Raw genomic sequence first — 25,950 nt, forward strand, 5'->3', positions numbered from 1 at the left:
TGGCGAGGTCGAAAGGGCTGTGCGCGCGATCACGATCCGACCGGTTCGAGCCGCCCGCTCTCGACGATGGCGATCGCAGCGATCATCTTGACCAGTTCGGCGGGAACGAACGGGAGCGCGTAGCCGGCGATCGCCTCCCAGGGCTCGAGGGCCTGGAGCCAGGCCGCGTACGCCGTCCCCATGGCGTAGATGAGGATCGTCGCGGCGACGAGCGCGGCGACGACGATCGGCAGGGGGACGTCGGCGGGATTTCGGAGGTCGGTGCCCCGGTGGACGACGGCGCCGATCAGCGCCGCCGCGAGCGGATACGACCAGAGGTAGCCCGCGGTGTTTCCGACGAGGGGACCGAATCCGGCCTCCATCCCGGAGAAGACCGGGAGACCGGCCGCGCCGGCGGTCAGGTAGAGGAGCATCGAGACGGCCCCCCAGACCGGTCCCAAGACGAGGCCGGCGAGAAAGACGAACAGGACCTGCAGCGTGATCGGCGCCGGCGAAAACGGGTACGGGATCGTCACGAATATCGACGCCCCCACCAGCGCCGCCAGCACCGCCGCGCGAGCGAACTGCCGGACGACGTCCCCGTCGACGAGATCGACCGTCTCTCGATTCGTTGCCATACCACTCCCACTCTCGTAAACCAAGTTCAACACTTCGGTTTCCGAGGGTGCAGGCGATCAACAGGGTGACATCTCCGCGCGGTGGGACGGATCCCGATCCGCCGGGAGGGACCGAAATAGCCCGATTCCTCTCCGGAAACTGATGCTTCGAGGCGAATCCGGCGCGATCGAGGCCCGAACGCGTCCGAAATAGCCGCTCCCTCGAGAGCGTCGCTCCGGTGGAAGACGCCGCGCTCGAGGGGAGTAATCGGGGATTGTATCCGATTACTAACCGAAACGACCCGCTGGCCTTATGCGCTCTTTCGCTCCCGTGATAGAAAGCTGATGTCATCCGTACGTAGCCGGTTCGGACCGAGGAGCGATCGGGAACCGAGACGCGGCCAGCGGCCGACTCGCGAACGGCGGGAACGTGACGGTCCCAGGGGCCCCAGAGGCCGTTCGAACCGCGACCGCTGCGCTGCACGCGGGAGCCGAGTGACTCGCTCGAGCGGTCGGACCGGCAGGAGCGTCGAGCCATGAGTCGGCGTCGAGGCGCAGCCGTGGCGGCGCTCGCCGTCGCCGCGCTGCTGATCACGAGCGCGGTGGCGCTGCCGCTGCTCGGCGGCGGTATCGTCCCGTTTGAGGGCGGCGAGAGCGCTCCCGGCGAGGGAGACGGCGGAACGGCCGGTATCGCCGCTGCAGACAGTGCAACCGCCAGTCAAGACGACGACAGCGGGAGTGCGAACGCCACCGCCGCGGATGCGGCGGATCGCGAACCCGTGCGCGCGAGCCAGTCGGCCGCGGATAGCGAGTTAGTGTCGTTCGACTCCGCGGCGGAGTCCGCCGCGACCGACGACGACGCGAGCGCCTCGCTCGCACAGGAACAGACGACGGCCGTCGAGGCCGGCGTCGACGAAGGAACCGAACTGGCCCAGCAGCAGGGCATTGAGGTGAGCCAGGAACAGCGCGCGGCGGCCGTCGGGGCCGCCAGCCGGTCGGTTGCCCAACACCAAGCGGCCGACGCCGAGCAGATTCAGGCGGCGACGGCCGGCGCGGTCCACGGCTCGCTAATCCAGTCCCAGGACGCCGAGATCGAACAGATCCAGGCCGCGGTCGGCGGCGCGACCGACGGCGCGCTCGCCCAGTCCCAGACGGTCTCGGCGGACCAGATGCAGAGCGCGACCTGGGGGGCGACACACGGCGCGCTCGCCCAGAAACAGCGCGCCGATGTCGACCAGATTCAGGTCGCGACGCGCGGGGCCGCAGCGGGGGCGTGCCGGGAAGCGGGCGATAGCGACGTGCAGGACCACCCCAAGACCCAGGAGGCCGCGCAAGGGGCGGCCTACGGCGTCCTCGAGCAGTACCAGCAGATCACCGTCGAACAGCGCCAGCGGATCACGCTCGAGCACGTCCAGCACGCGGCGGCCGGCGCGTCCGCGGGGGCACTCGAGGGGAGCGTTCCGGCGGCCCTCGAGGGCGAACAGAGCCAGGAGATCGACATCGAGCAGCGCCAGCGCGTGAACATCAAGCAGGTCCAGAAGGCTGCTACGGGCGCCGCGAAGGGCGCGCTCGTCCAGCGACAGACGGTCTCCGTCGAGCAGACCCAGGCCGCGGCTCGCGGGGCCGGCAGGGGGTCGCTGACGCAGCTCCAGACCGTCAGCGTCGAACAGGTCCAGCGGATCTCGATCACCCAGATTCAGGAGGCCTCGTTCGGCGCCGCCAAGGGGGCGATCTATCAGAGCCAGTCGGCCACGGTCGAGCAGATCCAGGCGGCGGCCGACGGGGCCGCGGGCGGCGTGCTGGTCCAGCACCAGGAGATTTCGATCACCCAGATCCAGTACGCCGCGGTCGGCGCGTCCAAGGGAGCGATCGAGTCGGCGGTCCAGTACCAGATCGCCGAGATCGAACAGATTCAGGCCGCCGCGTTCGGCGCCGGCGAGGGGGCGGTACTCCAGCAACAGGTCGTCGACGTCACGCAGATCCAGCGGCTGGCGACCGGCGGCGCCAGCGGCGCGCTGAGCCAGTCCCAGGAGGCGACCGTCGAGCAGATCCAGATCGCCGCCAGCAGCGCCACGCAGGAGACGGCCCGCGTCGTCCAGTACCAGCGGATCAGCGTCACGCAACTACAGATCCTGACCCGGGAGACCGCGTCCGACGCCACCGCGTACGCGGTTCAGCAGGGAATCGACGACGTCTCCGAACTCAGGCAGTACGTCGAGGACGAGGCCGAAGAGCGCGCCGATGAAATCGACGAACTCGAGGGAACGGCGTCGATTACGTTCGCCGATCAGGAGAGCGACGGCGAGACGGTCGCCGTCGACGAGCTCGACCTCTCGGAGGGCGGCTTCGTCGCGATCTACGCGGCCGACGCCGTCGCCGATCCGGGCGCCGTGCTCGGGACCTCGAGTGCCCTCGAGGCCGGGACCCACTCCGGCGTCGAGATCGACTTGGAGGAGCCGATCGAGGAGGACCAGCCCCTCACCGCGGTGGTCCACCACGATACGAACGACGACGGAACGTTCGAGTACGGCGACACCGACGGAGCGGAGGACGTCCCGTACGTCACCGACGCCGGCGTGCCGGTGCTCGATACGGCGTTCGTTTCGGTCGGCGACGAGCCACAGGAGCCCCAGGAACCGGCCGAGCCGAACGCGACGCTCTCCGTCGTCGATCAGGCCGGCAACGGCGAGACGCTGACAGTCGACGAAGCGAACGCGAGCGTCGATTACGCCGTGACGGCGACGGCCAACGAGTCGACGGCCGAGAGCCAGCTGTTCGAAGCCAACGAGACAGCGTCGGATCTCGAGCTCGAGTTCGACTCGCCGCTCGAGGCAAATGCGACGGTCGACGTCGCCGTCACCGACGAGAACGGCACGGCGCTGGTGAACGAATCCGTCGAGTACACGGTCGACGACGCTCCAGACGAACCGGCTGAGCCGAACGAATCGAATGCGACGCTCAACGTGTCGGATCAGACGGGCGACGGCGAGACACTCGTCGTCGACGAGGCGAACGCGAGCGTCGACTACCGACTCACCGCGACCGACGAGAACGGCACGCAGCGCGCTGAGAGCGAGACCTTCGAGGCCAACGAGACCGCCGAATTCGAGGCCCTGGACCTCGAGCCGCCGCTCGAAGAGAACGCGACGCTCGAGGTCGCCGTCGCGGACGACACAGGCGAGGAACTCGCGACGGAATCGATCGAGTACACGGTCGACGGCGATCCGGCGACGTTCGAGGCGACGTTCCCTCGCTGTTCGCAGACCGAGGTGACCGGCTCCTTCGACGCGGGCGACAGGATCATCGTCGGCACCGCGTTCTACGAAAGCGGCGGCTTCGGCAACTCGATGGGCGAGTACGCCATCACGGTCGGCGAGGACGTCGAAGCGCCGTTCGAGGGGACGATCACCTACGAGACCGGCGACGACTTCACCGTCGCCGAGACGGCCGACGGCGCGACCGTCACGGTCCCCGAGGGCGATACGGGCGCCGTGATCACCGGCTTCGCGTCGCCCGAGGCGACGCCGGGGTCGATCGACTACCCGAACCCCAATGCCAGCGAGTGTCTCGAAGAGATCCGGCCCGAACGGCCGAACATCAGCGTGGCGGAGACGACGCCGACCGAGGACGACATCGCGGTCACCTTCGAGTACGAGAATCCGAACGAGGAATCGCTGGTGGTCGGCAGCGAGTTCGTCGAGGGGACCACGGACGACAAGCCGCCGTCGGAACTCGAGCCCGGCAACGACTCGTTCACCGTCGACTGGACGCCCGAAAACGACTCCGAACGACTCGTCTGGGAGGTCGACATGAGCAACTACGACTACGAGGAGCCGCTGACCGCCCAGACGGAGCCAGCCGGCGAGATCGATTCGAGCGAACCGACCGAACCTGCCGCGTTCAATGTCTCGATCACGGAGGCGAACGACTCGGTCGAAGCGGGTGATCCTCTCGAGGTCGACGCCGCGATCGAGAACACCGGCGGGGAGAACGGCACGCAGGACGTTCAGCTGGCGATCGACGGCTCGGTCGTCAACGAGACACCGGTCTCGCTCGCGCCCAACGGATCCGAAGCCGTGACGCTGACCGCCGACACGACCGCTCTCGAGCCCGGCGAGTACCCGGTCACGGTCTCGACTGACAACGCGACCGCCGAGACGACCGTAACGATCGAGGAGCCCGGCGAGGCCGAGTTCGCCATCGCCGACCTCGAGGCACCGGCGTCCGGCGAGCCGGGGTCGTCGGTGACGGTCGACGCGACGATCGAAAACGTCGGCGACGCCGGGGGCACCCAGACGGTGAGCTACGCCGTCGACGGCCAGACCGTCGCAGAGGAGAGCGTCGCGCTCGAGGCCGGCGGCGCGACGACCCTGTCGTTCTCGTTGACGCTGCCGGAAACCGACTCGACGCACACGGTCGCGACCGACGACGAGCAGGCGTCGGTGACCATCGCGGCGACACAGCCGGCCGAGGAAGAACCGAGCGAAACGGGGCCGACTGAAACGGAACCGACCGATGAGGGGTCGCCCGAGCCGACGGAGCCGCCAGCGCCCGAGTCGCCCGGTGAACCGGAGGGACCCGCCGGAACGGAGACGGGTCCAGCGACGAACGGTTCTGACGCCGCCGAGTGACGGACTCGAGACCGGGCGGTGCGCGACCGACTCGCTACCGACGGTCCGGACTCGACGCGCTCGAAAAATCTTCTCGAGTCGATCGGATCGATCCGAACGGACTCGAGTGGGTCGGTCGCGGTTAGTGCTGGTGGCCGGTCGCTTCGCCGTAGGTCACGCCGAAGCGTTCCTCGAACAGGTCCATGATGCGGGCTTCCTGGGCCTCGAGTTCCTCGTCCGACTCCTGGCCGTGGTGGACGATGTGGTGGGCGCGGCTGGCGAGGGACAGCAGGGTGACGTCGCCGACCGTCTCGGCGTCGGTCTGGTCGCCTTCCGCCACGAGGTCGAGGAGTCCGGTGGGGACCGTGACTTCGTCGGTGGTACCGTCGTCGGCGCTGATCTCGAAGGTCGTCGTGTCGACTTCCTCGGTCATACCCCTACCGTAGTGAACTGTCCCTAAAGGTGCTGTGGCTTGTATCGCAGCGGGGCGGCGATCGCGCCGATTTCGTCCCCCCGTGTCGTTTTTGCTGATCGCCGTCGAAGCGTCTCGTATGCCATCCGTCGAACTCGAGGAGGAGACGATCGGACGACTGGAGGCGCTGCGCGTCGACGACGAGTCCGACGACGAACTGATCAACGAACTGATCAACATCTACGAGACCAGCGAGTACACGCTCTTTCACGCCGGCGACTGAGCGCGCCGCGGTCTCGTTCGATCGAACCGATTAGTCTGCTGGCAGCACTAGTCGTCCGCGGCCGCGGCCTTCCGGACCGACTGCCAGCGCCCCTTCGACTCGAGGTGGGACTGGAGCTCGTCCGCGTACTCCTGGGTGAGCTTCTCGGCCGCGCGTCGCTTTTCGGCGTGGTCGTCGCCGCCGTCGCCGCCCAGCCCGAGTGCGCCCATGATCGAGTCGAAGACGCCGCCCGACGAACCGTTCCGGTTGCCGCCGCCCGCACCCGGGCCGCCCATCGCGCCCATGCCGCCGCTGGGGACGTTCTCGAGTTCGGGGATGATCTGCTCGACCTGCTCGGTGTCGGCGACGAGCCGCGCACGGTCGGGATCGTCGGCGTCTTCGATCTCGAACTCCGTCGCGGTCATGATCAGACTCCACTGCTGGTTGGAAAACTGCGAGTCGGCGATCCGCGAGGAGAACTCCTGATCGACGGTCATTCGGGCGCCGACGATCCGGTCCGTCCACGGTGAGTCGCTCATGGCTAGCGCTTCGGACGGCGTCTGTATCAGCGTTTTCATCGGGTTCGCGCTCGAGTCGCCGAGGGTCCTCCGACGACACCGTTAGTCGCCCTGCATCGTCCGTGTTCTCGCTCGCGGCGAGCAGCCAGTAGACGAGCATTCGGTACGGAGATAGAACTATGACGTGCGGAAAGCCACGTCAATCAAGAGCACACGGCATGGATCAGCTCACAGCCCATCGTCTCAAGCTGGCAGTCGGGATCGCGATTCTGGTCGGCGGATTGTGCTGGATCGCCGTCGACGGCCGAACGACGAAGAACACCTTCGTGGTCATCTGCGGTGTGGGAACGCTCGCCGAGGAGCAGTACCGGTGGAACAAAACTAGCTCGTAGCTGACGCTTGGACGGACGGTCCTCGAGGCCGATCCGCTCAGTCGAGCCGTTCGGATGATTCGGCGTACCGCCGCGAGAGTTCGACGTACCGGTCGGCCGTCGCCTCGAGGTGGGGATCGTCGATCTCGGTTTTCGGCTCGGCGGGCGCGCCGGCGACGAGCGTCGACGGCGGCACCTCGGTTCCCTCGGTGACGACGCTGCCGGCCGCGACGACGGCGCCCGCGCCGACGTGAGCGCCGTCGAGGACGGTCGCGTTCATCCCGACTAGCGCGCGCTCGCCGACGGTCGCGTCGTGGACGATCGCGCCGTGGCCGACCGTCGCGTAGGGCTCGAGTGCGGCGTCCTCGTGGAGCACGGCGTTGTCCTGGACGTTGGCTCCCTCGCCGACGACGATCCGGCCGTGGTCGCCCCGCAGCGTCGTGTTCGGCCAGACGCTCGCCTCTGCCTCGACGACGACGTCGCCGATGACGACCGCGGCCTCGTCGACGTACGCCGAGTCGGCGACCTGCGGCTCCGTTCCGTCGAACGATCGTAACATGGCTGCGTCTGCTCCGAGGAGCGTCTTGAACCTGACCATCGGCGAACGGAGCCGGCCGACTCGCGACCCGCATCGGACGATGGCCGGCGCGACGACTGCCGACGCACTCGGCGTCACGGACCACGTTCGTCACGTTCGGACCGTTCGGTCCCAACGTATTTTGGCATCACTGCTATTTACAAACTCGATGAAGACGCAACTGCAGCGGCATCCGTCTCTCCCGATCGAAGGCACTCCGCTGCTGTGTCATCCCACACATCCCGAACCACCATGGGGGTTTTCACCCCGACACCTGCCTTCGTTCCATCTCTCCACCTCGATTCACCGTGAGCCCCGCGTTCGCCTACTCGTCGGAGAGTCGCTCGGAGAGGCGATCGAACCGATCCTGAGCCTCCTCCCGTCGATCCCGCTCGAGCGACGGGCGATAGCTCATCGTCTCGAGGTCGTCGTTTGCCTCGGGACCGTCATCGTCGGCCTCGAGGCTGTCGTCGTCCGCGAGTTCGACGTCGAAGACGGCGCCCTCGTGACGACCGTCCTCGGGCAGCCGATCTACATCGAGGACGCGCTCGTCGACCACCGTCCCGTCGTCCTCGAGCAGGAGTACGGCCGTCTCGCCGTCGACGATCCGATCGAGGACCGCGGTGTAGCGCTCGGTCATCGGGCTGGGATACGCGGTGCGGCACCATCAACCACCGGTGCGGGCGCCCGCTCGAGTGTCGCCTGGGGCTGGATCGACGGCCCTGCGTCCGACGGTGACTGTTCGGACGGCGGTCCGGGCGACGGCTCCGACAGCGATTCCGACGCCGACTGGGCCGCCTCCTTTCGCTCGAGCAGCGCCGCCGGATCGGTCGGGCCCTCGGTCTCGGGCGTCACCGCGACGTTTTCGCCGTCGGTCTCGAGGACGACGTCGCCGTGGACGCCGGTCCAGTAGGTCTCGACGCCGCGATCGGCGAAGGCCTCGAGCACCTCGTCGTGGGGGTGGCCGTACTGGGAGTCGAGCGCGCTCGAGATCACCGCGATTTCGGGGTCGACGGCGTCGAGGAACGGCGCCGTCGACGAGGTCGAAGAGCCGTGGTGACCGGCCTGATAGGCGTCGGCCGCGAGGGCGTCACCGTGCTCCTCGACGAGTCGCCGCTCGGCTCCGTCCTCGATGTCGCCCGTCGTCAGATACGAGAACTCGCCGTACTCGACGCTGAGAACGGTGCTGTAGGCGTCGATACTGCCTCCGTCGTCGGCGGGCGGGTTCAGTACGGTCGCATCGACCGACTCGTCCTCGAGTGGCAACTGATCGCCCGCGGCGACCTCGAGGAGCCTGACCTCGTGGTCCTCGATCGCGTCGAGGTAGTTGTCGTAGGTGGCGCTGGTGGATGCGACGCCGGGGTCGTAGACCGCGCCGACGCCCTCGCCTCGCTCCTCGAAGTGCTCGATGACGGCCGCGTGACCGCCGATGTGGTCGGCGTGGCCGTGGGTCGTGACGAGGTGGTCGATCCGCTCGATCCCCTCGCCCTCGAGGTAGTCGATGACTCCCCGTCCGTCGGCCTGCCAGGTGCCCGTGTCGATCAACACCGTCTCGCCGTCGGGCGTGACCAGCAGCGTCGAGTCGCCCTGTCCCACGTCGATGTGGTGGATCTCGAGATCGCCAGCGGCGTCGTCGCTGTCGTCGCTGGCGCCCTCGGAGCCGTCGCTCGGAACGAACCCGCCGAGACATCCCGACAGAACGAGCAGTCCAGCGACTGACACGACCACGAGACCGCGGTGGCGTCGCATATCCGATTCGATGACGCCGCGGCGTATGGTGGTTCGGATCGTTCAGTTGCCACTACTATCCGCTTCAGAAATATGTACTGTAGAGAATTTGATACTCGGATCTCCCTCGATCGATTCGGGGGCGACCGTTCGAGCGATCGAACGAGTCACCCGCGGAACTGAGACCGCGACGGTCGGCTATTTGACGCGAGCCGTGCACGGACCGTCCGTCGAGAACCGCGCTAGACCGCGTTCCCCTCGAAACTCGTCTCCGCGTGGAGGCTGTCCTTCAGCGCGTCGTGGACCTTACAGAGCTCGAAGGCGCGCTCGATGACTTCCTCGCCGGTGTCCTCGTCGACGTCGGCCTCGACGCGGACGTCGAACTGGACGGACTCGAGTTTGTCGTCGTCGTTCAGTTCGCCCGTGATGTCGATCTCGATCTGTCCGAGGTCGCCCGCGTCGCGCTGTTGCCCGCCGACGCGCAGCGCCGGGACGTAACAGGAGCCGTACGCGGCCAGCAGCGCCTCGAGCGTGTCCGGCGCGTCCTCGCCGTTGGCGTCGATCGTCGTCTCGAACTCGCGGATCTCGTTCGTCGCACTGTAACCCTCCTCGGAGACGGTGGTGACCTGCTTCGCCATAGCACTCGAGTCGTCCACGGGCGGCGGTGTAAACGTTACTGGTGCGGTGGACGGCCCCGCGACGCGACGGAGCTACTCCGCAGGCGCCGCTTTCCGGAGCGTAACGGAGAACGTCGACCCCTCGCCGGGTTCGGACTCGACCCAGATCTCGCCGCCGTGGCGTTCGACGATCCGTTCACAGAGTGCCAGGCCGATCCCGGTCCCGTCGTACTCCTCGCGGCCGTGCAGTCGGTCGAAGATATCGAAGATCCGCTCTCGCGCGTCGTCTTCGATCCCGATGCCTTCGTCTCGCACCGAGAGTTCCCACATGGTTCCGTCGCGCTCGGCCGTCACCTCGATTCGAGGCGGCGTCTCTCCCGAGTACTTGATCGCGTTGCTCAGGAGGTTCTGGAGGAGTTGTCGCAGTTGGTTGCCGTCGCCCTGCACGCGCGGAAGGGGTTCCACCGAGAGTTCGGCGTCGGTCTCGTCGAGTCGGACCTGCAGATTCTCGCGGACGTCCTCAACGACCTCGTCGAGTTCGACCGGTTCGAGCGGCTCGCCGCGCGTCTCGACCCGCGAATACGCGAGCAGTCCCTCGATCATCCGGCGCATCCGTTCGGCGCCGTCGACGGCGAACGAGAGGAACTCGCGGAGCTCCTCGGAGAGGTCGTCGCCGGTCCGACGCTCGATCAACTGGAGGTAACTCGAGACCATCCGCAGCGGTTCCTGGAGGTCGTGGGAAGCGGCGTAGGCGAACTGCTCGAGCCGTTCGTTGGATTCCTCGAGCCGATCGATCGTCCGCTCGAGTTCGCGTTCGCGGTGGTGTTGCTCGAGTTCGTACTTCACCCACTGGCCCATCGACTGGAGGAAGGCGTGTTCGTCGTCTGAAAACGGTTCGTTGCGCGCGTCCGAGTCGACGAACGCGAACGCCCGATCGGAACCGCCGTCGATCTCGAGGTAGGTGCCGAGGTACGCCCGCACGCCGAACTCTCGGCAGGACTCGAGATCGGCGTAGCCGTCGACGTCGGGATCGGCGACGCTCGCCGTCGACCCGGTTTCGGCCGGGAGCGCACAGAAGGTCTCTGACAGCGGCAGTTCGACGCCGGGTTCGAAGCGGTTGTGGTCGCCGCTGACGTATTCGAGTTCGAATCGATCGTCGTCGGGATCGACGCGGGCCATGCCGCCGAGTTCGAGATCGAACCGCTCGCTGCCGAGGTCGAACAGGTCCTGCAACTTCTCCTCGAAGGAGCTGTCGGGATCCGAAATGATCTCGTTCTGGCGCTGCTGGTACCGCTCTCGCTCCTGCAGTTCGGTCTTCGCCTCGGTCCGATCGAGCAGCGTCCCGAGCATCCGATCGAGTTCGTGGCGCGGCTGGTTCGGGCCGCAGAACTCTTCGGGCGGGGTGTAGTAGAAGTTGTGACAGACGGTGTTATCGTAGATGAGATGCGGGTGTACCCGGACCACGTCGCGCAGGACCGTCGGCGGAAATCGGTCGCGATCGTACTGACAGACCGCGATCGCGTCCTCGTCGTCGAAGAGCGCGTTCACCTTGCTCTCGTAGGCCATCGACTCCTCGACGGAGACCTCGGCCTCGAGGATCCACGACATCTCGGCCGCCAGCCGAAACGCCTCGTAGTCGGCGGTCGCCTCTTCGATGATCTCCGCGTAGCGGTCCATCATCTCGTCGGCGTCAAACGAGCCGGTCTTCAGGTAGGTGTTTTCGATGGTTTCGATGACCAGCGCCCCCGACTCGAGGGCGGCGTCGACGTCGATGCCGCCGTTCCGGAGCGCCGACCGGACCTCGGTCGCTTCGTCCTCGCCGACGACGTACATGCAGCGCTCGCCGCGCTCGAGTCCCTGCCGGATGAACGGGGCAATCGCCGCGAACTGGTCGGATCGGGATTCGTAAATCAGCGCGAAGTGATCGTTACAGAAGTCGCCGTCCATCGGTTCGACGGGGCCGCGAAACTGCGGGCTCGTCTGGAGGGCCTCGAGGGGGCTTTCGAGACCGAGGACGCCGTCTGCGGTGGAGGATGGGGTCTTGCTCACGAGGATCAGCTACTCGCAAGGAGCGGATGTGGAGATAAAAGGACGGTGGTCGGTCTTCGGCGATCGTTCGTGTACGAAAAATACCCACGATAACCAGAAGTTTCAGAACTGATGCCGATGTTCGCTCCGTTCGTGTTCTCGGAACGGACCCGTCGACGACGGCGACGCTCGAGACGGTGATCCGGCTCTCGGTCGAGCGAACGAAACGGCGACGCCGTCGTCGTCTCGAACGCGCGATCTCGCTCGTCGCACCGCATCTCTCCTCGAAGAGCGGGTTCATCTGTTCACTCGTGCCGGTCGAGACGTCCACATCTGCTGCCGTAACCGGTGTCCGAGGGGAGGTCGGCTCGGTCGGGTGACCGGTTACCCGTGCTGGTACTGGCCGCTGTCGCTCGCCGGGTCGTCGAACAGCGAGTACAGAACGACGAAGTACGAGCCGATGAGCGGGAGAAAGACGACCGCGAATCCGGTCGTGAGGTTGAGGGAGAGCGGCGCGGCGACCGCGTCGGCGATCGTCGTTCCGGTCGCGGGATCGATCGCGGGATACAGCAAAACGCCGATGATTGCGGCGAACGCGACCGCAAGCCCGCCCGTCGCGACCGCGAACCACCGGTAGCGGGTTCCGGTTGCAGCCGCGACGGCGACGCCGGCGCACGCGATCGTACCGATACAGAGTCCGCCCATCGGGACCGACTGGATTTCCGACCGGAGCGCGGGATACCGAATAACTGACGCGACGAGCGTCACCGTGCCCAGCGCGACGTACCCCGCCGTCGCCGCACGTCCGCGGCGAACGAGCCGCTCGCGAATCGGGGACTCGAGTTTCACGCAGAGAAACGCCGCGCCGAGGGCCGTCACGAGTGCGACGGTAGCGGCGCCGGCGAGCAGCGGGACGACGGCGACTACGGTCGGTTCGCCGAGCGCCCAGCTCGCGGCGAACGCACCGAGGAGAAACGGCGCGGCGGTGCTCCCGACGACGAAGCAGCGGTCCCAGAACCGAACCCACCGCTCGTCGTCGCGTTCCCCCCGGAATTTCGAACCCAGTCCGCGAAGGCCGAGCGCCAGCAGGAGCGCGAAGACTGCGAGATAGTACCGGCTCAGGATCACGGCGTACGCCGCCGGGAAGCCGGCGAAGAGCACGGTCCCGAACAGGACGAGCCAGACTTCGTTGGCCTTCCACAGCGGCCCGAACGCGGCGAGGAATCGCCGCCGTTCGGCCTCGTCGGCTTCGGCGAACAGGACGCCGACGCCGAAGTCGAAGCCGTCGAGCAGGAGGTACACGCCGAACGTCGCGACGACGAGCCCGAACCACAGCTCCGGTAACGACTCGACGAGGTACGTTGACGTCGACGCTAGCGCCGGTTCGGTCGCCGAAAGCGCCTCAGTCATCGGCGGTCACCTCGCGTGGTCGCCCGTCGGTAGTACCGTCGGCGTCGTCGCGGTCTCCGACACCGCAGCGATCGCGTTCCTCGTCGACGAATCGCTTGCAGACGAGCAGGAACGCGGCGAGCAAGCCGAGGTACCCGACGACGAACCCGAGCAGCGTCAGCGTCGCTTCGGTCGACGTCAGCGACGGCGAGACGCCCTCGGCCGTCCGCAGCACGCCCTGTACGAGCCAGGGTTGTCGCCCGATCTCGGTGACGTACCAGCCGGTGAGCAGCGCCACGAATCCGAGCGGCGCCGACGCCATCAGTACCTGCAGGTAGCGATCGGCCTCGGCGAGGTCGCCCCGCCAGTACCGGTAGGTTCCCCACGCGCCGAGGGCGATGAACCAGAACCCGAGACCGACCATCAGACGGAACGACCAGAACACGATCGCGACCGGCGGCGACTCGAACTCGAAGTCGTCGAGCCCGGTCACCTCGGCGGTCGGATCACCACCGCTGGCGAGGAACGAGGCCGCATGCGGGATGCTGATGGTATAGAGGTTCTCCGCTCGCGGGTCCGTGATCGCCTCGGGGTCGGTCGGGATCGCGACGAGGTGGAGATCGGCCTGCCCGGTCTCGTAGTGGGCTTCCATCGCGGCGAACTTGTGAGGTTGCGTGTCGGCAACGTGGCGGCCGTACGCATCCCCGTGGACGGCCTGAAACGCCGACGTCACGAGCAGGACGACGACGGCCAGTCGGAGGGCCGTTCGCCAGGCGTCGCTCTCTCGGTTCGTCCGGACGAAGTACGCGGCGACGCCCGCGACGAGCAGCGTGACGGCGATGATCGAGGCGTTTTGCATGTGGACGTACATCCACGGAAATCGCGGGTTGAAAAACGCCGCGACGGGATCGGTGAGTCGCGCGACCGACGTGCCGCCCTCGGTTACGATTTCGTACCCTCGCGGCGTCTGCATCCAGGAATTGACGACGAGCACCCAAAATGCCGACAGCCACGCACCGACCCCGACCAGCACCGACGACAGGACGTAGAACCGGTCGGAGACGCGCTCGCGACCGAACAGCAGGACGCCGAGGGAAACCGCCTCGAGGAAGAACGCCATCTTCACCTCGAACGAGAGGGGCCCCCCGAGTAGCTCGCCGACGGTCGTCGAGAACGAGCCGAAGTTCGTCCCGAACATGAACCCCATCGGGATGCCGGTAACGGTGCCCATGACGAAGCCGACGCCGAAGACCTTCGTCCAAAACTCCCGGAGGCGCGCGTACCGTCGGTCGCCCGTTCGAACCTCTTGGACGGTAACGTAGACGAGAAACGGTGCGAGTCCGATCGAGAGCGATGCGAAGAGAATGTGGACCGTGATCGTCCAGCCGAACTGGATTCGACTGGCCAACTCCGGACTCAAAAACGCTATCGTGGCTACGAGATCGGCGGCGGAGTCCCCGATCGCTGATACCGGTATCCGGACAGACATCACGATCATACGTCGGGTCTTTATAATGACGTGCCTTCCGCCGAGACCTGCTTTCGAAGACTGAACCTCGTGACTTATCCCGATCACGCCCCTAGTCCGACGAATAGACGGCTGGCGAACTCGAGCGCAGCGCGAGTCAGAACGACGGTCACGGTCCTCGAGACCGCGAGAGACGATAGCTGCACTCGACGACGCGACCCGGAGAAGATCGTAGCGACCGAAACGGGACTCCGACAGCAGCGGTTACGCGGCGGGGACCGGTTCGACTTCCTCGCCCGCCTCGATGGCTATCCGTCGAGTTCGTAGGACTCGTCGCCCTCGAGGACGACGACGTCGGCGTCGCTGCCGGTGCCCGCGACTTCGCTCTCGAAGTCGGCGGGATCCTGCTCGATCGGCGGGAAGGTGTCGTAGTGCTGCGGGAAGGCGACGTCGACGTCGAGCCAGTCGACGGCGATGGCGGCCTGCTGGGGCCCCATCGTGAAGTGATCGCCCATCGGGACCGCGGCGGCGTCGGGCTCGAGATACGGGCCGATGACGTCTTTCATCTCGCTCATCAGGCTGGTGTCGCCGGCGTGGTAGAACGTGGTCGACTCTTCGTCTGCGACCTGCGTCGGTTTCGTGTCCGAGACGACGAAGCCGGCGGGCATGCCGGCGCTGCTATCGTTCTCGGTCATGATCCCGTTGGTGTGGTCGGCACGGACCATGCTGACGTACGCGTCGCCACAGTCGACGGTACCGCCGAGGTTCATCCCCATCCCGCCGACGGCGTCTGCGAAGCCGAACTCGTCCTCGCAGTAGGAGACGAGTTCCGGCGTCGCGACCAGCGTCGCCTCGGAGAACTCGCCGGCGTGGGCGATGTGGTCGGCGTGGCCGTGTGTCAGCAACACGTAGTCGGGCGCGTCGATATCGGCCGGCTCGAGGTCCGTCTTCGGATTGTCGAAGAACGGATCGATCAGCAGCTCCGTCTCCCCTACGGTGACGTGCCACGTCGAGTGGCCGTGCCAGGTGACTTGCATTGCGTGCGATCGATTGGGTCGAATACAACTTAAAGGTGGTCGAGCCGGTTGGTTTCGGACCGCTAATTGCCGCCTCGAGCCGATCGGACGAGACGCCGCGGCGGCCCGGCCGCCCGCCGATGCCGTGCGGTTTTTTAGCCGGGGCCCGTACGGCGAGTATGCTCTCACTGACGCTCGAAGACTTCATGGTAGAGCTGAACGATGGATCGATCAAGAACGTCGGCCCGGCGAACAAGTCGGCGACGGTCAAGATGTTCGATGTCGAGTCAGCCGAGGCGCGGGAATTCGGCGACAAGCGCGTCAAGCTCGTCTTCGAGGACGACGACGGCAGCGAGGTCCAGGTCTCGCTGTTCCCCGAGGACGTCCGGAAGCTCGCCGACGATATCGACACGCTCGAGGAGGACTCGCCGGTCTTCGACTGAGCCCGTCCGCCGGCCGCCGAGTACCGAACGCATTTCGACAACCGTTTTAGGACGAAACCGCTTGGTTCGAATAGATGGGTAACTGTATCATCTGTGGCACAGCTGTCGACGGCGAAATCTGCGAGAGTCACGAGGAGGACGCGGTCTTCGAATTTCGCGGCACGTCCGCCTCGGAGCTCACCCCCGGTCGCTACTACCGGGGCGTCGTCGACGGCTACGCCGACTTCGGTGTCTTCGTCGACATCGGAGACCACGTAACCGGTCTGTTGCACAGGAGCGAACTCGACCGACGACTGGAGAGCCTCGACTGGGAGTCCGGCGACGAGGTCTTCGTCCAGGTCCTCGACGTTCGGGACAACGGCAACGTCGACCTCGGCTGGTCGATCCGCCAGCGCGAACGCGAGTTCCGCGGCCACCTGATCGACACGGGCGACGACGAGGTTCGTCCCGAGGATCTCGAGGACGACGCTGGATCCGATTCCAGTTCCAGTTCCGATTCTGACTCCGCCTCCGCTTCCGGCGCCGACGCGGCGTCCGAAACCGAGACCGAATCGGAACCCAGCGCCGACGAGGATCCCGCCGCCGGCGACCTGCAGGCGGCCGCCGACGACACGGGGCCGTCCGACGAGACCGGCGCGCCGAACGCGAGCGAAACCGTCGCCGCCGGGAGCGGCAGTGGCGGCGTCGCCACCGAGACGGCCGCGACCGGTTCGACGGCGGCCACCGACGACGCGGCCGACGCCGAACCCGAGTCCGAACCGGCGCTCAAGCGCACGACGATCGAGGCCATCGAGGACCAGGTCGGCAGCGTCGTTCGTCTCGAGGGCGAGATCACCGGCGTCCGCCAGACCAGCGGCCCGACCGTCTTCGAACTCCGCGACGAGACGGCCACCGTCGAGTGCGCCGCCTTCGAGGAGGCCGGCGTCCGCGCCTACCCCGACGTCGACATCGACGACGTCGTCGCGCTGGAGGGCGAGGTCGAACGCCACCACGGCGACCTCCAGATCGAGACGGAGACCCTCGAGATCCTCGAGGGCGAGGACCGCGAGGCCGTTCGCGACCGTCTCGAGGAATCGATCGAACGCGAGGCCCGACCGGCCGAGATCGACCTGCTGGCCGACCACGACGCCGTCGCCGCCGTCGAGGACGGACTCTCCGACGCCGCGACCGCGATCCGACGCGCCGTCGTCGAGGCCCGACCGATCGTCGTCCGCCACGGCGCGACCGCTGACGGCTACGTCGCCGGCGCCGCCATCGAGCGGGCCGTCCTCCCGCTGATCCGCGAGAAGCACACCCGCGAGGACGCGGAGTACCACTACTTCGAACGGCGCCCGCTCGACGGCCGCGTCTACGACATGGACGCCGCCACCAGCGACGTCACCTCGATGCTCGAGGCCCGCGACCGCCACGGCGAGCAACTGCCGCTTGTCGTCGTCGCCGACGCCGGCTCCACCGAGGAGTCGATCGACGGCTACGACCTGCTCTCGCTGTACGACGCCGAGACGGTCGTCATCGACGATAGCCGCGCCGACGAGGAGATCGCCGACGCCGTCTCGGTGGCCGTCGCACCGTCGCTGTCCGGCGCCGACGTCACCGACCTCACGTCGACGGCGCTCGCCGCGAACGTCGCCGCTCACGTTAACAGCGACGTCCGCGACGACCTCGTCCACCTCCCCGCGGTCAGCTACTGGGAGGACACCCCCGAGGCGTACGTCGACCTCGCGACCGAGGCCGGCTACGACGAGACCGCGGTCTCGGACCGGCGGGAAGCCGTCGCCCTCGAGGCCTTCTACCAGTCGTACAAGGACAAGCGTGAACTCGTCATCGACCTGCTGTTCGGCGACGAGGAGACGGGTCGAAACGGCGATCTAGCCGCCCACGTCTCCGAGCAGTTCCGCGCGAAACTCGACACCGAACTCGAGACGGCCCGGGAGAACCTAGAGACCGAGCGGGTCGACGGCGTCACCGTCGCCGTGCTCGACACCGACGCGTTCACCCACCGGTACAACTTCCCGACGACGAAACTGCTGCTCGACGCGCTCCACCGTCGACAGCGCGACGAGGGGCCGTTCGTGACCCTCGGTGTCGGCGACGACGAACTGCACGTCCGCGCGACCGAGTCGCTGAACGTCCGCGAGCTCGGTGACGCGATCGACGACGCGGTGCCCAACGCGGGAGTCAGCGTCGTCGGCGGACAGGACGGCCACGTGGAGTTCCTGCCCGGCGAACGCGACGCCGTCCGCGAGGCCGCACTCGAGGCGCTCGGCGAGACGCTCGCGTAACACGCGCACTTCTCCGCTGTCTCTCACGGTCCGTAGCGGCGGCGCTGTGTCGATTGCGCAGCGGCCGAAGAGCAAACCCGACCGAAAACAGGCACCCTGCTACCGTGGCAACGGGGATTGCCACACCCTCCCCAACCGACTCGTTCGCTCCCGTTGGTCACTCACTCATCCCTCGCACGGGTTTTCCGCCGCGTCCTCGCAGTGCTCAGACGCGTCGGCGGCGCGCGCCACCGCACGCCGGAGTCTCGGTACGAGCGCTATCGACCGCGGCTGTGCGTATCGTTCCGCACAGTCGACGATATCTCGGACCGTTAACGTATTTCCGGTGCCGGTCGAATAGAGACGTATGAACGGGAGCGAGGGGGCCGCTCGAGGACGGCGGACCGAGGACGATCTGGAAACGCGCCTCCGCGAGAACGCGACCGGGATCGCGTCGATGCTCGTGACCGGCCTGTGGCTCGGCGCGATGTTCACGGGACAGAGCTGGTGGCTCGCCGCCCTGCTGGTCGGCTACATCGTCGTCGTCCCGTTGGTCGCCCTCGTGTTCGGCGACGAGGCCGACCGGAAGGAGTGGTTGGACGACTGGACGACCGACTCGAGTGCGGACGTCGAATCCGAGTCCGACGGCGACCGAACGGACGCGCCGGCGGATCGCCGCGACGCTCTCGAGACGCTCCGCGATCGCTACGCCGCCGGCGAGTTGACCGACAACCAGTTCGAGCGCAAACTCGAGCGGTTGCTAGAGACGGGGACGCTCGAGGACGCCAACGAGTGGGTTCGCGGGCGCGACCGCGATCGAGGAGTGGACGGTGATGGGGATGGGGACGGAAACGGGGAGCGAGACCTCGAGTACGACCGGTGACGGCCCCTAATCGTCGGACTTCTCCGTGCGTTCGGCCCGCTCGGCTCGGTCGGATCGGTCGACGGCCGAGGCGTCGGGCCAGGTGACGCTCCCCTCGAAGGGGATGCCGATCTGCTCGGCGGCGCGGGCGATCATGTGGGCGCCGGTCGGGACGGTCAGGAAGAGGAAGACGATCCCGATGAGCGCGGTCAACCCTTCCGCGCCGGGGCCGAAGTGGGCGAAGCCGGCGAAGAAAATCGCCGCCGTCCCCAGCGTCGTGGGCTTGCTCGTCGCGTGCATTCGGTTGTAGACGTTCGGCAGGCGGAGCATGCCGATGGTGCCGACCGTCAGGAAGAAGACGCCGACGACGATCAGCGCGATCGTTAGTCCAGTTCGGATCACGGTTCGTCGATCACCTCCCCGTCGGTGATGAACTTGGCGGCGGCGACAGTCGCGATGAAGCCGATGATCGCGAGCACCAGGCTCACCGTGATGAAGAGGCCGCGGTCGGTCTGAATGGCGAAGAGGACGGCGATGGCGACGACGTTCGTCGCGATGGCGTCCAGCGCGACGACCCGGTCGGGGTTCGTCGGCCCGGAGATGACGCGGTAGCTACAGAGCACGCAGAGGCCGCTAACGAGGATTAGCGCCCCGCCAACGACGGCGTCGAGCAGCGCCGGATCGGCGGCTTCACTCATCGTTCTCACCTCCGCGTTCGCCGGCGGGGCCCCTGTCTCTTTCCCCGCCGGAGACGACGATCCGCGGCGCCGGGTCGTCGGGCGAGGCCTCCTCGTCGAACATCTCGAGGGCGTAGTCCTCCCACGTTCGGATCGGCGCGACGATCGCCTCGGGGTCGCGGCCGTCGACCGCGTGGACGTAGAGGGCGTTGGTCTCCTCGTCGTGGTCCAGCGTGACCGTCCCTGGCGTGAGCGTGATGCTGTTGGAGATGGTCGTGACCGCCAGATCCGTTTCGACTCGCAGCGGCACGAGGATCACCTCGGGTTCGATCGGCATCCCCGGCGAGAGCACCCGGTAGGCGACGTCCAGGTTCGCGCGGACGACCTCCCAGAGAAACGCCGCGAAGTAGCGACCGGCGGCGGGGAGCGCGCGCGTCCCCCGGGCGACGTCGACCCGCTCGATGTACAGCCGTCGGAAAACGAACGCCGTCGGGAGGCCGACGACCAACCCGAAGAGGAACTGGCCGAGGACCGCCGACGGCGCCAGCGACGGCCCGCGGACGAAGATCCACAGCACGGCGAAGACGGCACCGGCCAGCGGCCAGGTCTTGACCCGCATCAGTGCTCACCTCCCCCGGTCCCGAGGTCGTCGGGCTCGACCGGATCGACCGCGTCGACGTACGCCTCGCTGTCCAGCGCGGCCGACGCGGCGGTGTCGGCGAACTCGTAGACCGGTTCGAAGCCGACGCCGACCGCGACGATGGCCGTCGCGAGAACGAGGACGACGCCCACCTGCACGACGTCGACGGACGCCTCCTCGACGGCGTCGGTTCGGGCCCCCCAGAAGCTCCGGTTCCACGTCCGCGTCGCGTAGGCGATGGTCAGCAGGGAGCCGACCAGCAAGAGGACGAGCAGCGGCGCCGACTCGGCTCGAGCCGCCGCGTCGAAGACGAGGAACTTGCCGAAGAAGCCCGACAGCGGCGGGATGCCGACGAGGGCGAGCGAGCCGACGAAGAAGCCGATCGCCAGCGGCGGCGACCGGCCGGCCAGTCCGCCGAGGTCGGAGAGCTGGCTCGTCCCGGTCGCCGACCGGATCGCGCCGACCGCCAGGAACAATAGCCCCTTCGCCAGCGTGTGGTTGAGCGCGTACACCAGCGCGGCGACGACGGCGAAGTGGCGCAACTCGGCGCTCCCGGTCGTCGCCGCGAGGGCGACCGGGAGGGCGATGAAGCCGACCTGCCCGATGCTCGAGTAGGCGAGGACGCCCTCTATGGAGTCCCGGCCGACGGCGCCGATCCCGCCGACAAGGATGCTCGCGGCGGCCATGACGAACAGCGCCGCGCCGACGAACGCGAGCGGGGAGTCGCCGGCGATAACGGTTCCGACGCCCGGAACGGCGAGCTCGACCGGGACGTCCGCGTCCGCGAGGACGGTAAACGAGAGGCGGATGATCGCGTAGATGCCGACCTTCTTGGTCGCGCCGGCCAGTAGGGCCGAGATCTGGGGCGGTGCGGCCCGGTAAGCGGTCGGGATCCAGAACTGGAAGGGGACGAGGCCGGCTTTGATCGCGAACACCGACAACAGCAGGGCGAAGAGGCCGACGACCGGTGTCGGGTCGAGCCCGTAGGCGCCGGGGTCGGCGAGTCGCTGCGCGAGGTCGGCCATGTTGAGCGTCCCCGTCGTCGCGTAGATGCCGCCGACGCCGAGCAGGAAGACGGCACTCGCGAGCAGGTTCAACGAGACGTACCAGAAGGCCGCGCGGGTGTGCTGGGGGCCGCCGTAGTAGGCGACGAAGATGTAGCTGGCCATCAGCATGACCTCGAACCAGACGAAGAGGTTGAACAGGTCGCCGGTGAGGAAGGCACCAGTGACGCCCAGCGCCAGGAAGTGAAACAGCGGGAAGTAGTAACTGCGGCGGTCGATCTCGGGCAGGACGCGCGTCGAGAAGACCAGCGACGCGATCCCGAGGACGGCGACCATCGTCAGCATGAACGCCGAGAGGCCGTCGACGACGAGCGTGATGCCGAAGGGCGCCGGCCAGTCGCCGACCTGGTAGGTCGCGGCCCCCGGCGCGTCCGGCGCGAGCACGATGTACCAGTCGATCGCCGCGACGACGACCGCGTAGGCCGCGCCGCCCGCGAGGCTGACACCGATCCGGACCCGCGGCCACCGGCCGAGCAGGAGGCTCGCGACGGCCGCGACGAGCACGACGAGCATCGGCGCGATCACCAGTCCCGATTCGGAGCCGCCCGGCACCGCGGCGAGCGGCGCCGTCGGCTCGATTCCCGCCGTCGTCAGTGTCGACTCGAGCCCCGTCATCGTCGTCAGTAGCTGCGTCATCATCGGTCGCGGTCACCCAGTTCGGAGACGTCCAGCGTGTCGTGTTCCTCGTAGACCCGATACGACAGCACGAGCGCGAAGGCGGTCATCCCGAAGCCGATGACGATCGCGGTCAGCACGAGCGCCTGTACCAGCGGATCGGCCGTCTGGGGAACGTGCTCGCCGTGGCCCGCGAGGATCGGGACCGAGTCGGCGCTCGCGTCCGCGAGGCCGCCCATCGCCAGCAGGTAGACGTTGGCCGCCTGGCTGATGATCGCCAGCCCCCAGACGACCCGGATCAGATCCCGGCGGAGCAGCAGAAACGTGCCAAGGGCGAACAGCGCGCCGACCACGGCGGCGAGGATCACGGCCGTCATTCGGCGCCCACCACCGAGAGGATCGTCAGGAGACCGCCGACGACCACGCAGTAGACCCCGAAGTCGAAGGCCAGCGCGCTGGCGATCTCGATCTCGCCGTAGAGCGGGACGTGCTCGAAGATGACGAACGTCTGGGTCAGGAACGGCCGCCCAAACAGCAGCGGCACCAGCCCGCTCAGGACGGCGATCGCCAGCCCGTACTCGAAGAGCCGNGGTAGGCCACGACGACGCGGTCCCTCGAGGGCTCCTTGCCGGGGTCGACGTCGCGACCGAGCACCCCGCGCTCTACAAAGTCCAGCCCGAACGCGAGGTAGATGATCGCGAACGCCGTCGTCGTGAGGACGCCGCCGATGAAGCCGCCGCCGGGGAGGTTGTGGCCCTCGACGAACAGCGAGATCGAGACGACGAGGATGATCGGGACGACCACGCGAGCGGTCGTGCGCATGACGACGGTCGTCACTCGTCGTCACCTCCCGACCGCATCACGATCAGCGTCAGGATCGAGATCGCGGCCATCGCGACCACGACGAGTTCGCCCATCGTGTCGAAGCCGCGAAAGTCCACGAGGGTGACGTTGACGATGTTCGTTCCGCCGCCCTCCGGGACGGCCTGTTCGGCGTAGACGCGGGCGATATCCGTCGAGCCCTCGGGACGGGCGTCGGTCGTGACGAGGACCGTGATGAAGGCGGTCGCGCCGACGGCCAGCGAGACGACGGCGTCGCGGGCGTACTTGCCGAGGCTGACCTCGTAGTACTCGGGGATCTCCTCGATCACCAGCAGGAAGATCAGGAGCACGAGCGTCTCGACGACCAGCTGGGTCAGCGCGAGGTCGGGCGCGCTCGCGAGGATGTAGAAGATGGCGACCATAAAGCCCAGGATCGACAGCGTGAGGACGCCGGCGATGTGGGAGTCGGAGAGTGCGACCGCGAGCCCCGCAACGACGGCGACGAGCAGGACGAGCGCGACCGCGGGCGCGGCGTCGAAGTCGATGAGCTCCGACGAGGCGACGGTGCCGGCCGCGACGAACCCAGCGAGCGCCAGCCCGCAGGTGCCCAGCAACGTCCACGTCGCGTACGTCCGGAGCAACCCGTTGTGGATGCGGTCGCCGACCAGGGCGCCGCCGCCGGTGAGACCGCCGACGATCGCGTCGTACCACCAGTTCGCGGCGATCAGCGGGGCCGCGTCCAGCGCCGCGTTGAGTCCATCGTGAATCCGGTCGTAGAACGGGTAGGCGGCCAGTCCGAGCACGATGGTGATCGCGCTCATCCCCACCGGCGGGGAGTAGGACGTCGGGAGACTGACGTGCATTTCGTGGTGCTCGAGGGCGGTCGCGTCGAGGCCAGACTGGACGATCACGTCGACGGCGAGTTGCGGTTCGACGCTGACGACGGCGGCCAGGAGCGCCAGCACGCCCGGCGCGACGACCAGCGTGGTCGACGGGCGGTGGACGTGCCCGAGGGCATCGGGCCGGTCGCCGAAGAACAGCGAGAGAAAGCGCAGCGAGTAGAGGACGGTGAAGACGCTCCCGAAGACGGCGACGGCGGGGTAGAGCACACCGAGCACGCCGATATCGTGGTGGTGGCTCGCCTCGACGGCCGCCTCGAACAGCAGTTCCTTCGAGTAGAAGCCGTTGAACGGCGGAATGCCGGCCATACTCAGCGCGACGATTACCGTGATGATCGCCGTGACCGGGAGGTCGTGACGGAGACCACCGAGGTTGTCGATGTTGCGGGTGCCGGCCTCGTGGGCGACGATTCCGGCCACGAGGAACAGCGCCGCCTTGAACAGGGCGTGGTTGAGCAGGTGGAAGACGCCGGTCTCGGCGCCGTAGATCGAGGTGAAGCCGAAGCCGGCGACCATCAGCCCGAGGTGGCTCGCCGTCGAGTAGGCCAGCAGTTCCTTGATGTCCGTCGCAGCGACGGCCATGATCGCGCAGACGGTCATCGTCGTCAGGCCGAGCGTCGCGAACAGGAACAGCCACTCCTCGCCGACGAGGATGGGTCGCATCCGCCCGATGAAGTAGACGCCGACCTTCACCATCGTCGCGGAGTGGAGGAAGGCCGAGACGGGCGTCGGCGCCGCCATCGCGTTGGGCAGCCAGAAGTGCAGCGGAACCTGGGCCGACTTGGTCCCCGCGCCGATCGCGAGCAGGGCGAGCACCGGCAGGAACAGCCCTTGCTCGCGGAGGCCCTCGGCCATCGCCTCGGGGGTCTCGAGCATCGCGGCCAGATTGAAGGCGGCGTCGGGGCCGACGACGTCGCCGGCGACGATCGACAGCAAGAGCAGCCCCACGAGCAGGAAGAGGCCGCCGCCGACGGTGATGAACATCGCCATCCGAGAGGCGTACTGCGAGGAGTCGTCGGCCGTGTAGTGGCCGATCAGGACGAACGAACAGAGGCTGGTGAGTTCCCAGAAGAGGAAGATCGCGATCAGGTCGGCCGCCAGCGCGACGCCGACGATCGAGCCCATGAACGCCAGTAACGCGGTGTAGAAGCGAGCGAGGTGGGGTTCGCCGTGCATGTACGCCGGCGAGTAGAGGAAGATGAGCGTCCCGATACCGCAGGCTAACATCGCGAACAGCAGTCCCCAGCCGTCGAGATAGAAGCGCAGAGCGACGTCGAGCGACGGGATCCACTCGAGGCCGACGGTGCCCTCGGTGCCGCGCTGGCTCGCCAGCAGGAGGAAACTCGCCAGCGCGACCGCTACGCCGGCGTAGCCGGTCCGCTCGCCGAGCAGACGGTACAGGACGGGCGTGCTCACAGCGGCGACGAAGGGGAGGGCGACGGCAGCCAGCACTACCGACAACTCTGGCGGCATCTAGTTTTGCTAATCTACCGAGACGGCGTACTTAAATCGTCGCCTTTCGGTTCCTATTCCGGTCGTCGTCGGTAGATTACAGGGCTGTCGCGGCTGGAATCGGCAGTTGGTCGCCGTTACCGAGTCGGTCGAAATCGCGAGTCGAGCGGCAACGAGCGCTCGAGACGGTCGACGGTCTTGGCGAGTCGAGCGACGATCGCGATCGGTCCGATACAGCGGGACGTTCACCACCGTTCGATACGGTACGGCCCGTCGACCGTCTCGAACCGATCGATCCCGAGCACTCGGTCCGCCTCGCGGAGGGCCCGCCGTCCGGTCGCTTCGGCCGCGGTCGCGTCGTCGCCGTGGAGCGTCAGCCGACAGTCGATCGTCACCGCCAACCCGTCGTCGCCCGCGTCGACCGCGCCGAGTTCCCTGACGTCGGCGTACCGGACGGTCGCGAGCGACTCGAGGACCTCCTGTGTGGCGACGGCCAGTTCGCCGCCGCGCTCGAGGGGGACGTCGATCCGAAGGGTCGCCGCCGCGATGCGTTCGGTGACGGTGTCGCGCTCGCTCATAGGCGACGGTTAGGACACCGACAGTATGACCCCAACGGTCCGACC

At 67.5% G+C, this 25,950-nt stretch carries 24 protein-coding genes and 1 pseudogene; 6 read left to right on the forward strand and 19 right to left on the reverse strand.

Annotated elements, in window-relative coordinates:
* Positions 1–29: 29 nt before the first annotated feature.
* Entirely contained in the window at positions 30–617 is a 588-nt protein-coding gene (locus C477_RS10040; RefSeq protein ID WP_008894368.1) for a biotin transporter BioY, read from the reverse strand.
* A 515-nt stretch (positions 618–1,132) separates the two neighbouring features.
* Here C477_RS10040 and C477_RS10045 point away from each other — a divergent pair.
* On the forward strand, positions 1,133–5,227 hold the full coding sequence (locus tag C477_RS10045) for a DUF7282 domain-containing protein (protein ID WP_049914470.1): 4,095 nt from the start codon (positions 1,133–1,135) through the stop codon (positions 5,225–5,227).
* Between the two features lie 121 nt (positions 5,228–5,348).
* Here the strand turns inward: C477_RS10045 and C477_RS10050 are convergent, their stop codons facing one another.
* Positions 5,349–5,639 (reverse strand): DUF7545 family protein, encoded by a 291-nt coding sequence (locus tag C477_RS10050; protein WP_008894370.1) that lies wholly within the window; start codon positions 5,637–5,639, stop codon positions 5,349–5,351.
* Positions 5,640–5,757: 118 nt separating this feature from the next.
* Here C477_RS10050 and C477_RS24075 point away from each other — a divergent pair, with 118 nt between their 5' ends.
* Entirely contained in the window at positions 5,758–5,901 is a 144-nt protein-coding gene (locus C477_RS24075; protein WP_008894371.1) for a DUF7557 family protein, read from the forward strand.
* Between the two features lie 47 nt (positions 5,902–5,948).
* On the opposite strand, the gene C477_RS10055 is transcribed toward C477_RS24075, so the two are convergent.
* Positions 5,949–6,419, reverse strand: coding sequence for a DUF5799 family protein (locus C477_RS10055; RefSeq protein ID WP_008894372.1), 471 nt, complete (start codon positions 6,417–6,419; stop codon positions 5,949–5,951).
* Between the two features lie 197 nt (positions 6,420–6,616).
* On the opposite strand from C477_RS10055, the gene C477_RS24080 reads away from it, so the two are divergent.
* On the forward strand, positions 6,617–6,790 hold the full coding sequence (locus C477_RS24080; RefSeq protein ID WP_008894373.1) for a hypothetical protein: 174 nt from the start codon (positions 6,617–6,619) through the stop codon (positions 6,788–6,790).
* A 37-nt stretch (positions 6,791–6,827) separates the two neighbouring features.
* Here C477_RS24080 and C477_RS10060 read toward each other — a convergent pair whose 3' ends face one another.
* The 8 genes from C477_RS10060 to C477_RS10100 all read right to left on the reverse strand — a co-directional run bounded on the left by C477_RS10060 (position 6,828) and on the right by C477_RS10100 (position 15,613).
* Positions 6,828–7,328, reverse strand: coding sequence for a gamma carbonic anhydrase family protein (locus C477_RS10060; protein ID WP_049914482.1), 501 nt, complete (start codon positions 7,326–7,328; stop codon positions 6,828–6,830).
* A gap of 343 nt (positions 7,329–7,671) precedes the next feature.
* Positions 7,672–7,986, reverse strand: coding sequence for a DUF3006 family protein (locus C477_RS10065; RefSeq protein WP_008894375.1), 315 nt, complete (start codon positions 7,984–7,986; stop codon positions 7,672–7,674).
* On the reverse strand, positions 7,983–9,095 hold the full coding sequence (locus tag C477_RS10070; RefSeq protein WP_008894376.1) for a ComEC/Rec2 family competence protein: 1,113 nt from the start codon (positions 9,093–9,095) through the stop codon (positions 7,983–7,985). Before C477_RS10070 ends, C477_RS10065 begins: the two co-directional genes overlap by 4 nt.
* A 221-nt stretch (positions 9,096–9,316) precedes the next feature.
* The gene (locus C477_RS10075; protein WP_008894377.1) at positions 9,317–9,712 is read right to left on the reverse strand and encodes an OsmC family protein; all 396 of its coding nucleotides are present in this window, start codon (positions 9,710–9,712) and stop codon (positions 9,317–9,319) included.
* A gap of 72 nt (positions 9,713–9,784) precedes the next feature.
* Positions 9,785–11,740 carry an MEDS domain-containing protein gene (locus tag C477_RS10080; RefSeq protein WP_049914471.1) on the reverse strand — a complete coding sequence of 652 codons (1,956 nt, stop codon included), beginning with the start codon at positions 11,738–11,740 and terminating at the stop codon, positions 9,785–9,787.
* A gap of 363 nt (positions 11,741–12,103) precedes the next feature.
* Positions 12,104–13,129, reverse strand: a complete 1,026-nt coding sequence (locus C477_RS10090; protein WP_008894380.1) for a cytochrome d ubiquinol oxidase subunit II — start codon at positions 13,127–13,129, stop codon at positions 12,104–12,106.
* Positions 13,122–14,597: a cytochrome ubiquinol oxidase subunit I gene (locus C477_RS10095; protein ID WP_049914483.1), complete on the reverse strand. Its 1,476-nt coding sequence runs from the start codon at positions 14,595–14,597 to the stop codon at positions 13,122–13,124. The genes C477_RS10090 and C477_RS10095 overlap by 8 nt, the downstream gene beginning before the upstream one ends.
* Before the next feature lie 287 nt (positions 14,598–14,884).
* A complete protein-coding gene (locus tag C477_RS10100) occupies positions 14,885–15,613 on the reverse strand; it encodes a metal-dependent hydrolase (RefSeq protein WP_008894382.1) in 729 nt (242 codons plus the stop codon).
* Positions 15,614–15,771: 158 nt separating this feature from the next.
* Here C477_RS10100 and C477_RS10105 point away from each other — a divergent pair, with 158 nt between their 5' ends.
* The 3 genes from C477_RS10105 (at position 15,772) to C477_RS10115 (ending at position 19,179) form a co-directional block, all read left to right on the forward strand.
* A complete protein-coding gene (locus C477_RS10105) occupies positions 15,772–16,035 on the forward strand; it encodes a hypothetical protein (protein WP_008894383.1) in 264 nt (87 codons plus the stop codon).
* A 74-nt stretch (positions 16,036–16,109) separates the two neighbouring features.
* Positions 16,110–18,317 (forward strand): DHH family phosphoesterase, encoded by a 2,208-nt coding sequence (locus C477_RS10110; protein ID WP_008894384.1) that lies wholly within the window; start codon positions 16,110–16,112, stop codon positions 18,315–18,317.
* A 346-nt stretch (positions 18,318–18,663) separates the two neighbouring features.
* A complete protein-coding gene (locus tag C477_RS10115) occupies positions 18,664–19,179 on the forward strand; it encodes an SHOCT domain-containing protein (protein WP_008894385.1) in 516 nt (171 codons plus the stop codon).
* A 6-nt stretch (positions 19,180–19,185) separates the two neighbouring features.
* Here the strand turns inward: C477_RS10115 and mnhG are convergent, their stop codons facing one another.
* From mnhG to C477_RS10155, 8 genes and pseudogenes are all read right to left on the reverse strand, one after another.
* The gene (gene mnhG / locus C477_RS10120; RefSeq protein WP_008894386.1) at positions 19,186–19,560 is read right to left on the reverse strand and encodes a monovalent cation/H(+) antiporter subunit G; all 375 of its coding nucleotides are present in this window, start codon (positions 19,558–19,560) and stop codon (positions 19,186–19,188) included.
* Complete coding sequence (locus C477_RS10125; RefSeq protein ID WP_008894387.1) at positions 19,557–19,856, reverse strand: monovalent cation/H+ antiporter complex subunit F; 300 nt, start codon at positions 19,854–19,856, stop codon at positions 19,557–19,559. Before C477_RS10125 ends, mnhG begins: the two co-directional genes overlap by 4 nt.
* Positions 19,849–20,454 (reverse strand): Na+/H+ antiporter subunit E, encoded by a 606-nt coding sequence (locus C477_RS10130; RefSeq protein WP_008894388.1) that lies wholly within the window; start codon positions 20,452–20,454, stop codon positions 19,849–19,851. Before C477_RS10130 ends, C477_RS10125 begins: the two co-directional genes overlap by 8 nt.
* Positions 20,454–22,154: a complex I subunit 5 family protein gene (locus C477_RS10135; RefSeq protein WP_049914484.1), complete on the reverse strand. Its 1,701-nt coding sequence runs from the start codon at positions 22,152–22,154 to the stop codon at positions 20,454–20,456. Before C477_RS10135 ends, C477_RS10130 begins: the two co-directional genes overlap by 1 nt.
* Positions 22,155–22,174: 20 nt before the next feature.
* Complete coding sequence (locus C477_RS10140) at positions 22,175–22,531, reverse strand: sodium:proton antiporter (protein ID WP_008894390.1); 357 nt, start codon at positions 22,529–22,531, stop codon at positions 22,175–22,177.
* Positions 22,528–22,991: pseudogene (locus C477_RS10145) on the reverse strand (MnhB domain-containing protein). The gene C477_RS10140 and the pseudogene C477_RS10145 overlap by 4 nt, the downstream one beginning before the upstream one ends.
* A complete protein-coding gene (gene mbhE / locus C477_RS10150; protein ID WP_049914472.1) occupies positions 22,988–25,348 on the reverse strand; it encodes a hydrogen gas-evolving membrane-bound hydrogenase subunit E in 2,361 nt (786 codons plus the stop codon). Before mbhE ends, C477_RS10145 begins: the two are co-directional and overlap by 4 nt.
* Positions 25,349–25,572: 224 nt before the next feature.
* Positions 25,573–25,905, reverse strand: a complete 333-nt coding sequence (locus C477_RS10155) for a hypothetical protein (RefSeq protein WP_008894392.1) — start codon at positions 25,903–25,905, stop codon at positions 25,573–25,575.
* Positions 25,906–25,950: the final 45 nt, after the last annotated feature.

It is taken from the genome of Haloterrigena salina JCM 13891 (assembly GCF_000337495.1).
Taxonomy (GTDB): Archaea; Halobacteriota; Halobacteria; order Halobacteriales; family Natrialbaceae; genus Haloterrigena; species Haloterrigena salina.

What these genes read in the sequence shown, in the direction of transcription:
- C477_RS10110 (WP_008894384.1), top strand. Translation starts at nt 16,110, where the DNA reads ATGGGTAACTGTATCATCTGTGGCACAGCTGTCGACGGCGAAATCTGC.
- C477_RS10155 (WP_008894392.1), bottom strand. Translation starts at nt 25,905, where the DNA reads ATGAGCGAGCGCGACACCGTCACCGAACGCATCGCGGCGGCGACCCTT.
- C477_RS10105 (WP_008894383.1), top strand. Translation starts at nt 15,772, where the DNA reads ATGCTCTCACTGACGCTCGAAGACTTCATGGTAGAGCTGAACGATGGA.
- C477_RS24080 (WP_008894373.1), top strand. Translation starts at nt 6,617, where the DNA reads ATGGATCAGCTCACAGCCCATCGTCTCAAGCTGGCAGTCGGGATCGCG.
- C477_RS10075 (WP_008894377.1), bottom strand. Translation starts at nt 9,712, where the DNA reads ATGGCGAAGCAGGTCACCACCGTCTCCGAGGAGGGTTACAGTGCGACG.
- C477_RS10040 (WP_008894368.1), bottom strand. Translation starts at nt 617, where the DNA reads ATGGCAACGAATCGAGAGACGGTCGATCTCGTCGACGGGGACGTCGTC.
- C477_RS10100 (WP_008894382.1), bottom strand. Translation starts at nt 15,613, where the DNA reads ATGCAAGTCACCTGGCACGGCCACTCGACGTGGCACGTCACCGTAGGG.
- C477_RS10050 (WP_008894370.1), bottom strand. Translation starts at nt 5,639, where the DNA reads ATGACCGAGGAAGTCGACACGACGACCTTCGAGATCAGCGCCGACGAC.
- C477_RS10125 (WP_008894387.1), bottom strand. Translation starts at nt 19,856, where the DNA reads ATGAGTGAAGCCGCCGATCCGGCGCTGCTCGACGCCGTCGTTGGCGGG.
- C477_RS10045 (WP_049914470.1), top strand. Translation starts at nt 1,133, where the DNA reads ATGAGTCGGCGTCGAGGCGCAGCCGTGGCGGCGCTCGCCGTCGCCGCG.
- C477_RS10130 (WP_008894388.1), bottom strand. Translation starts at nt 20,454, where the DNA reads ATGCGGGTCAAGACCTGGCCGCTGGCCGGTGCCGTCTTCGCCGTGCTG.
- C477_RS24075 (WP_008894371.1), top strand. Translation starts at nt 5,758, where the DNA reads ATGCCATCCGTCGAACTCGAGGAGGAGACGATCGGACGACTGGAGGCG.
- mbhE (WP_049914472.1), bottom strand. Translation starts at nt 25,348, where the DNA reads ATGCCGCCAGAGTTGTCGGTAGTGCTGGCTGCCGTCGCCCTCCCCTTC.
- C477_RS10070 (WP_008894376.1), bottom strand. Translation starts at nt 9,095, where the DNA reads ATGCGACGCCACCGCGGTCTCGTGGTCGTGTCAGTCGCTGGACTGCTC.
- C477_RS10095 (WP_049914483.1), bottom strand. Translation starts at nt 14,597, where the DNA reads ATGTCTGTCCGGATACCGGTATCAGCGATCGGGGACTCCGCCGCCGAT.
- C477_RS10055 (WP_008894372.1), bottom strand. Translation starts at nt 6,419, where the DNA reads ATGAGCGACTCACCGTGGACGGACCGGATCGTCGGCGCCCGAATGACC.
- C477_RS10135 (WP_049914484.1), bottom strand. Translation starts at nt 22,154, where the DNA reads ATGACGGGGCTCGAGTCGACACTGACGACGGCGGGAATCGAGCCGACG.
- C477_RS10090 (WP_008894380.1), bottom strand. Translation starts at nt 13,129, where the DNA reads ATGACTGAGGCGCTTTCGGCGACCGAACCGGCGCTAGCGTCGACGTCA.
- C477_RS10060 (WP_049914482.1), bottom strand. Translation starts at nt 7,328, where the DNA reads ATGTTACGATCGTTCGACGGAACGGAGCCGCAGGTCGCCGACTCGGCG.
- C477_RS10140 (WP_008894390.1), bottom strand. Translation starts at nt 22,531, where the DNA reads ATGACGGCCGTGATCCTCGCCGCCGTGGTCGGCGCGCTGTTCGCCCTT.
- C477_RS10065 (WP_008894375.1), bottom strand. Translation starts at nt 7,986, where the DNA reads ATGACCGAGCGCTACACCGCGGTCCTCGATCGGATCGTCGACGGCGAG.
- C477_RS10115 (WP_008894385.1), top strand. Translation starts at nt 18,664, where the DNA reads ATGAACGGGAGCGAGGGGGCCGCTCGAGGACGGCGGACCGAGGACGAT.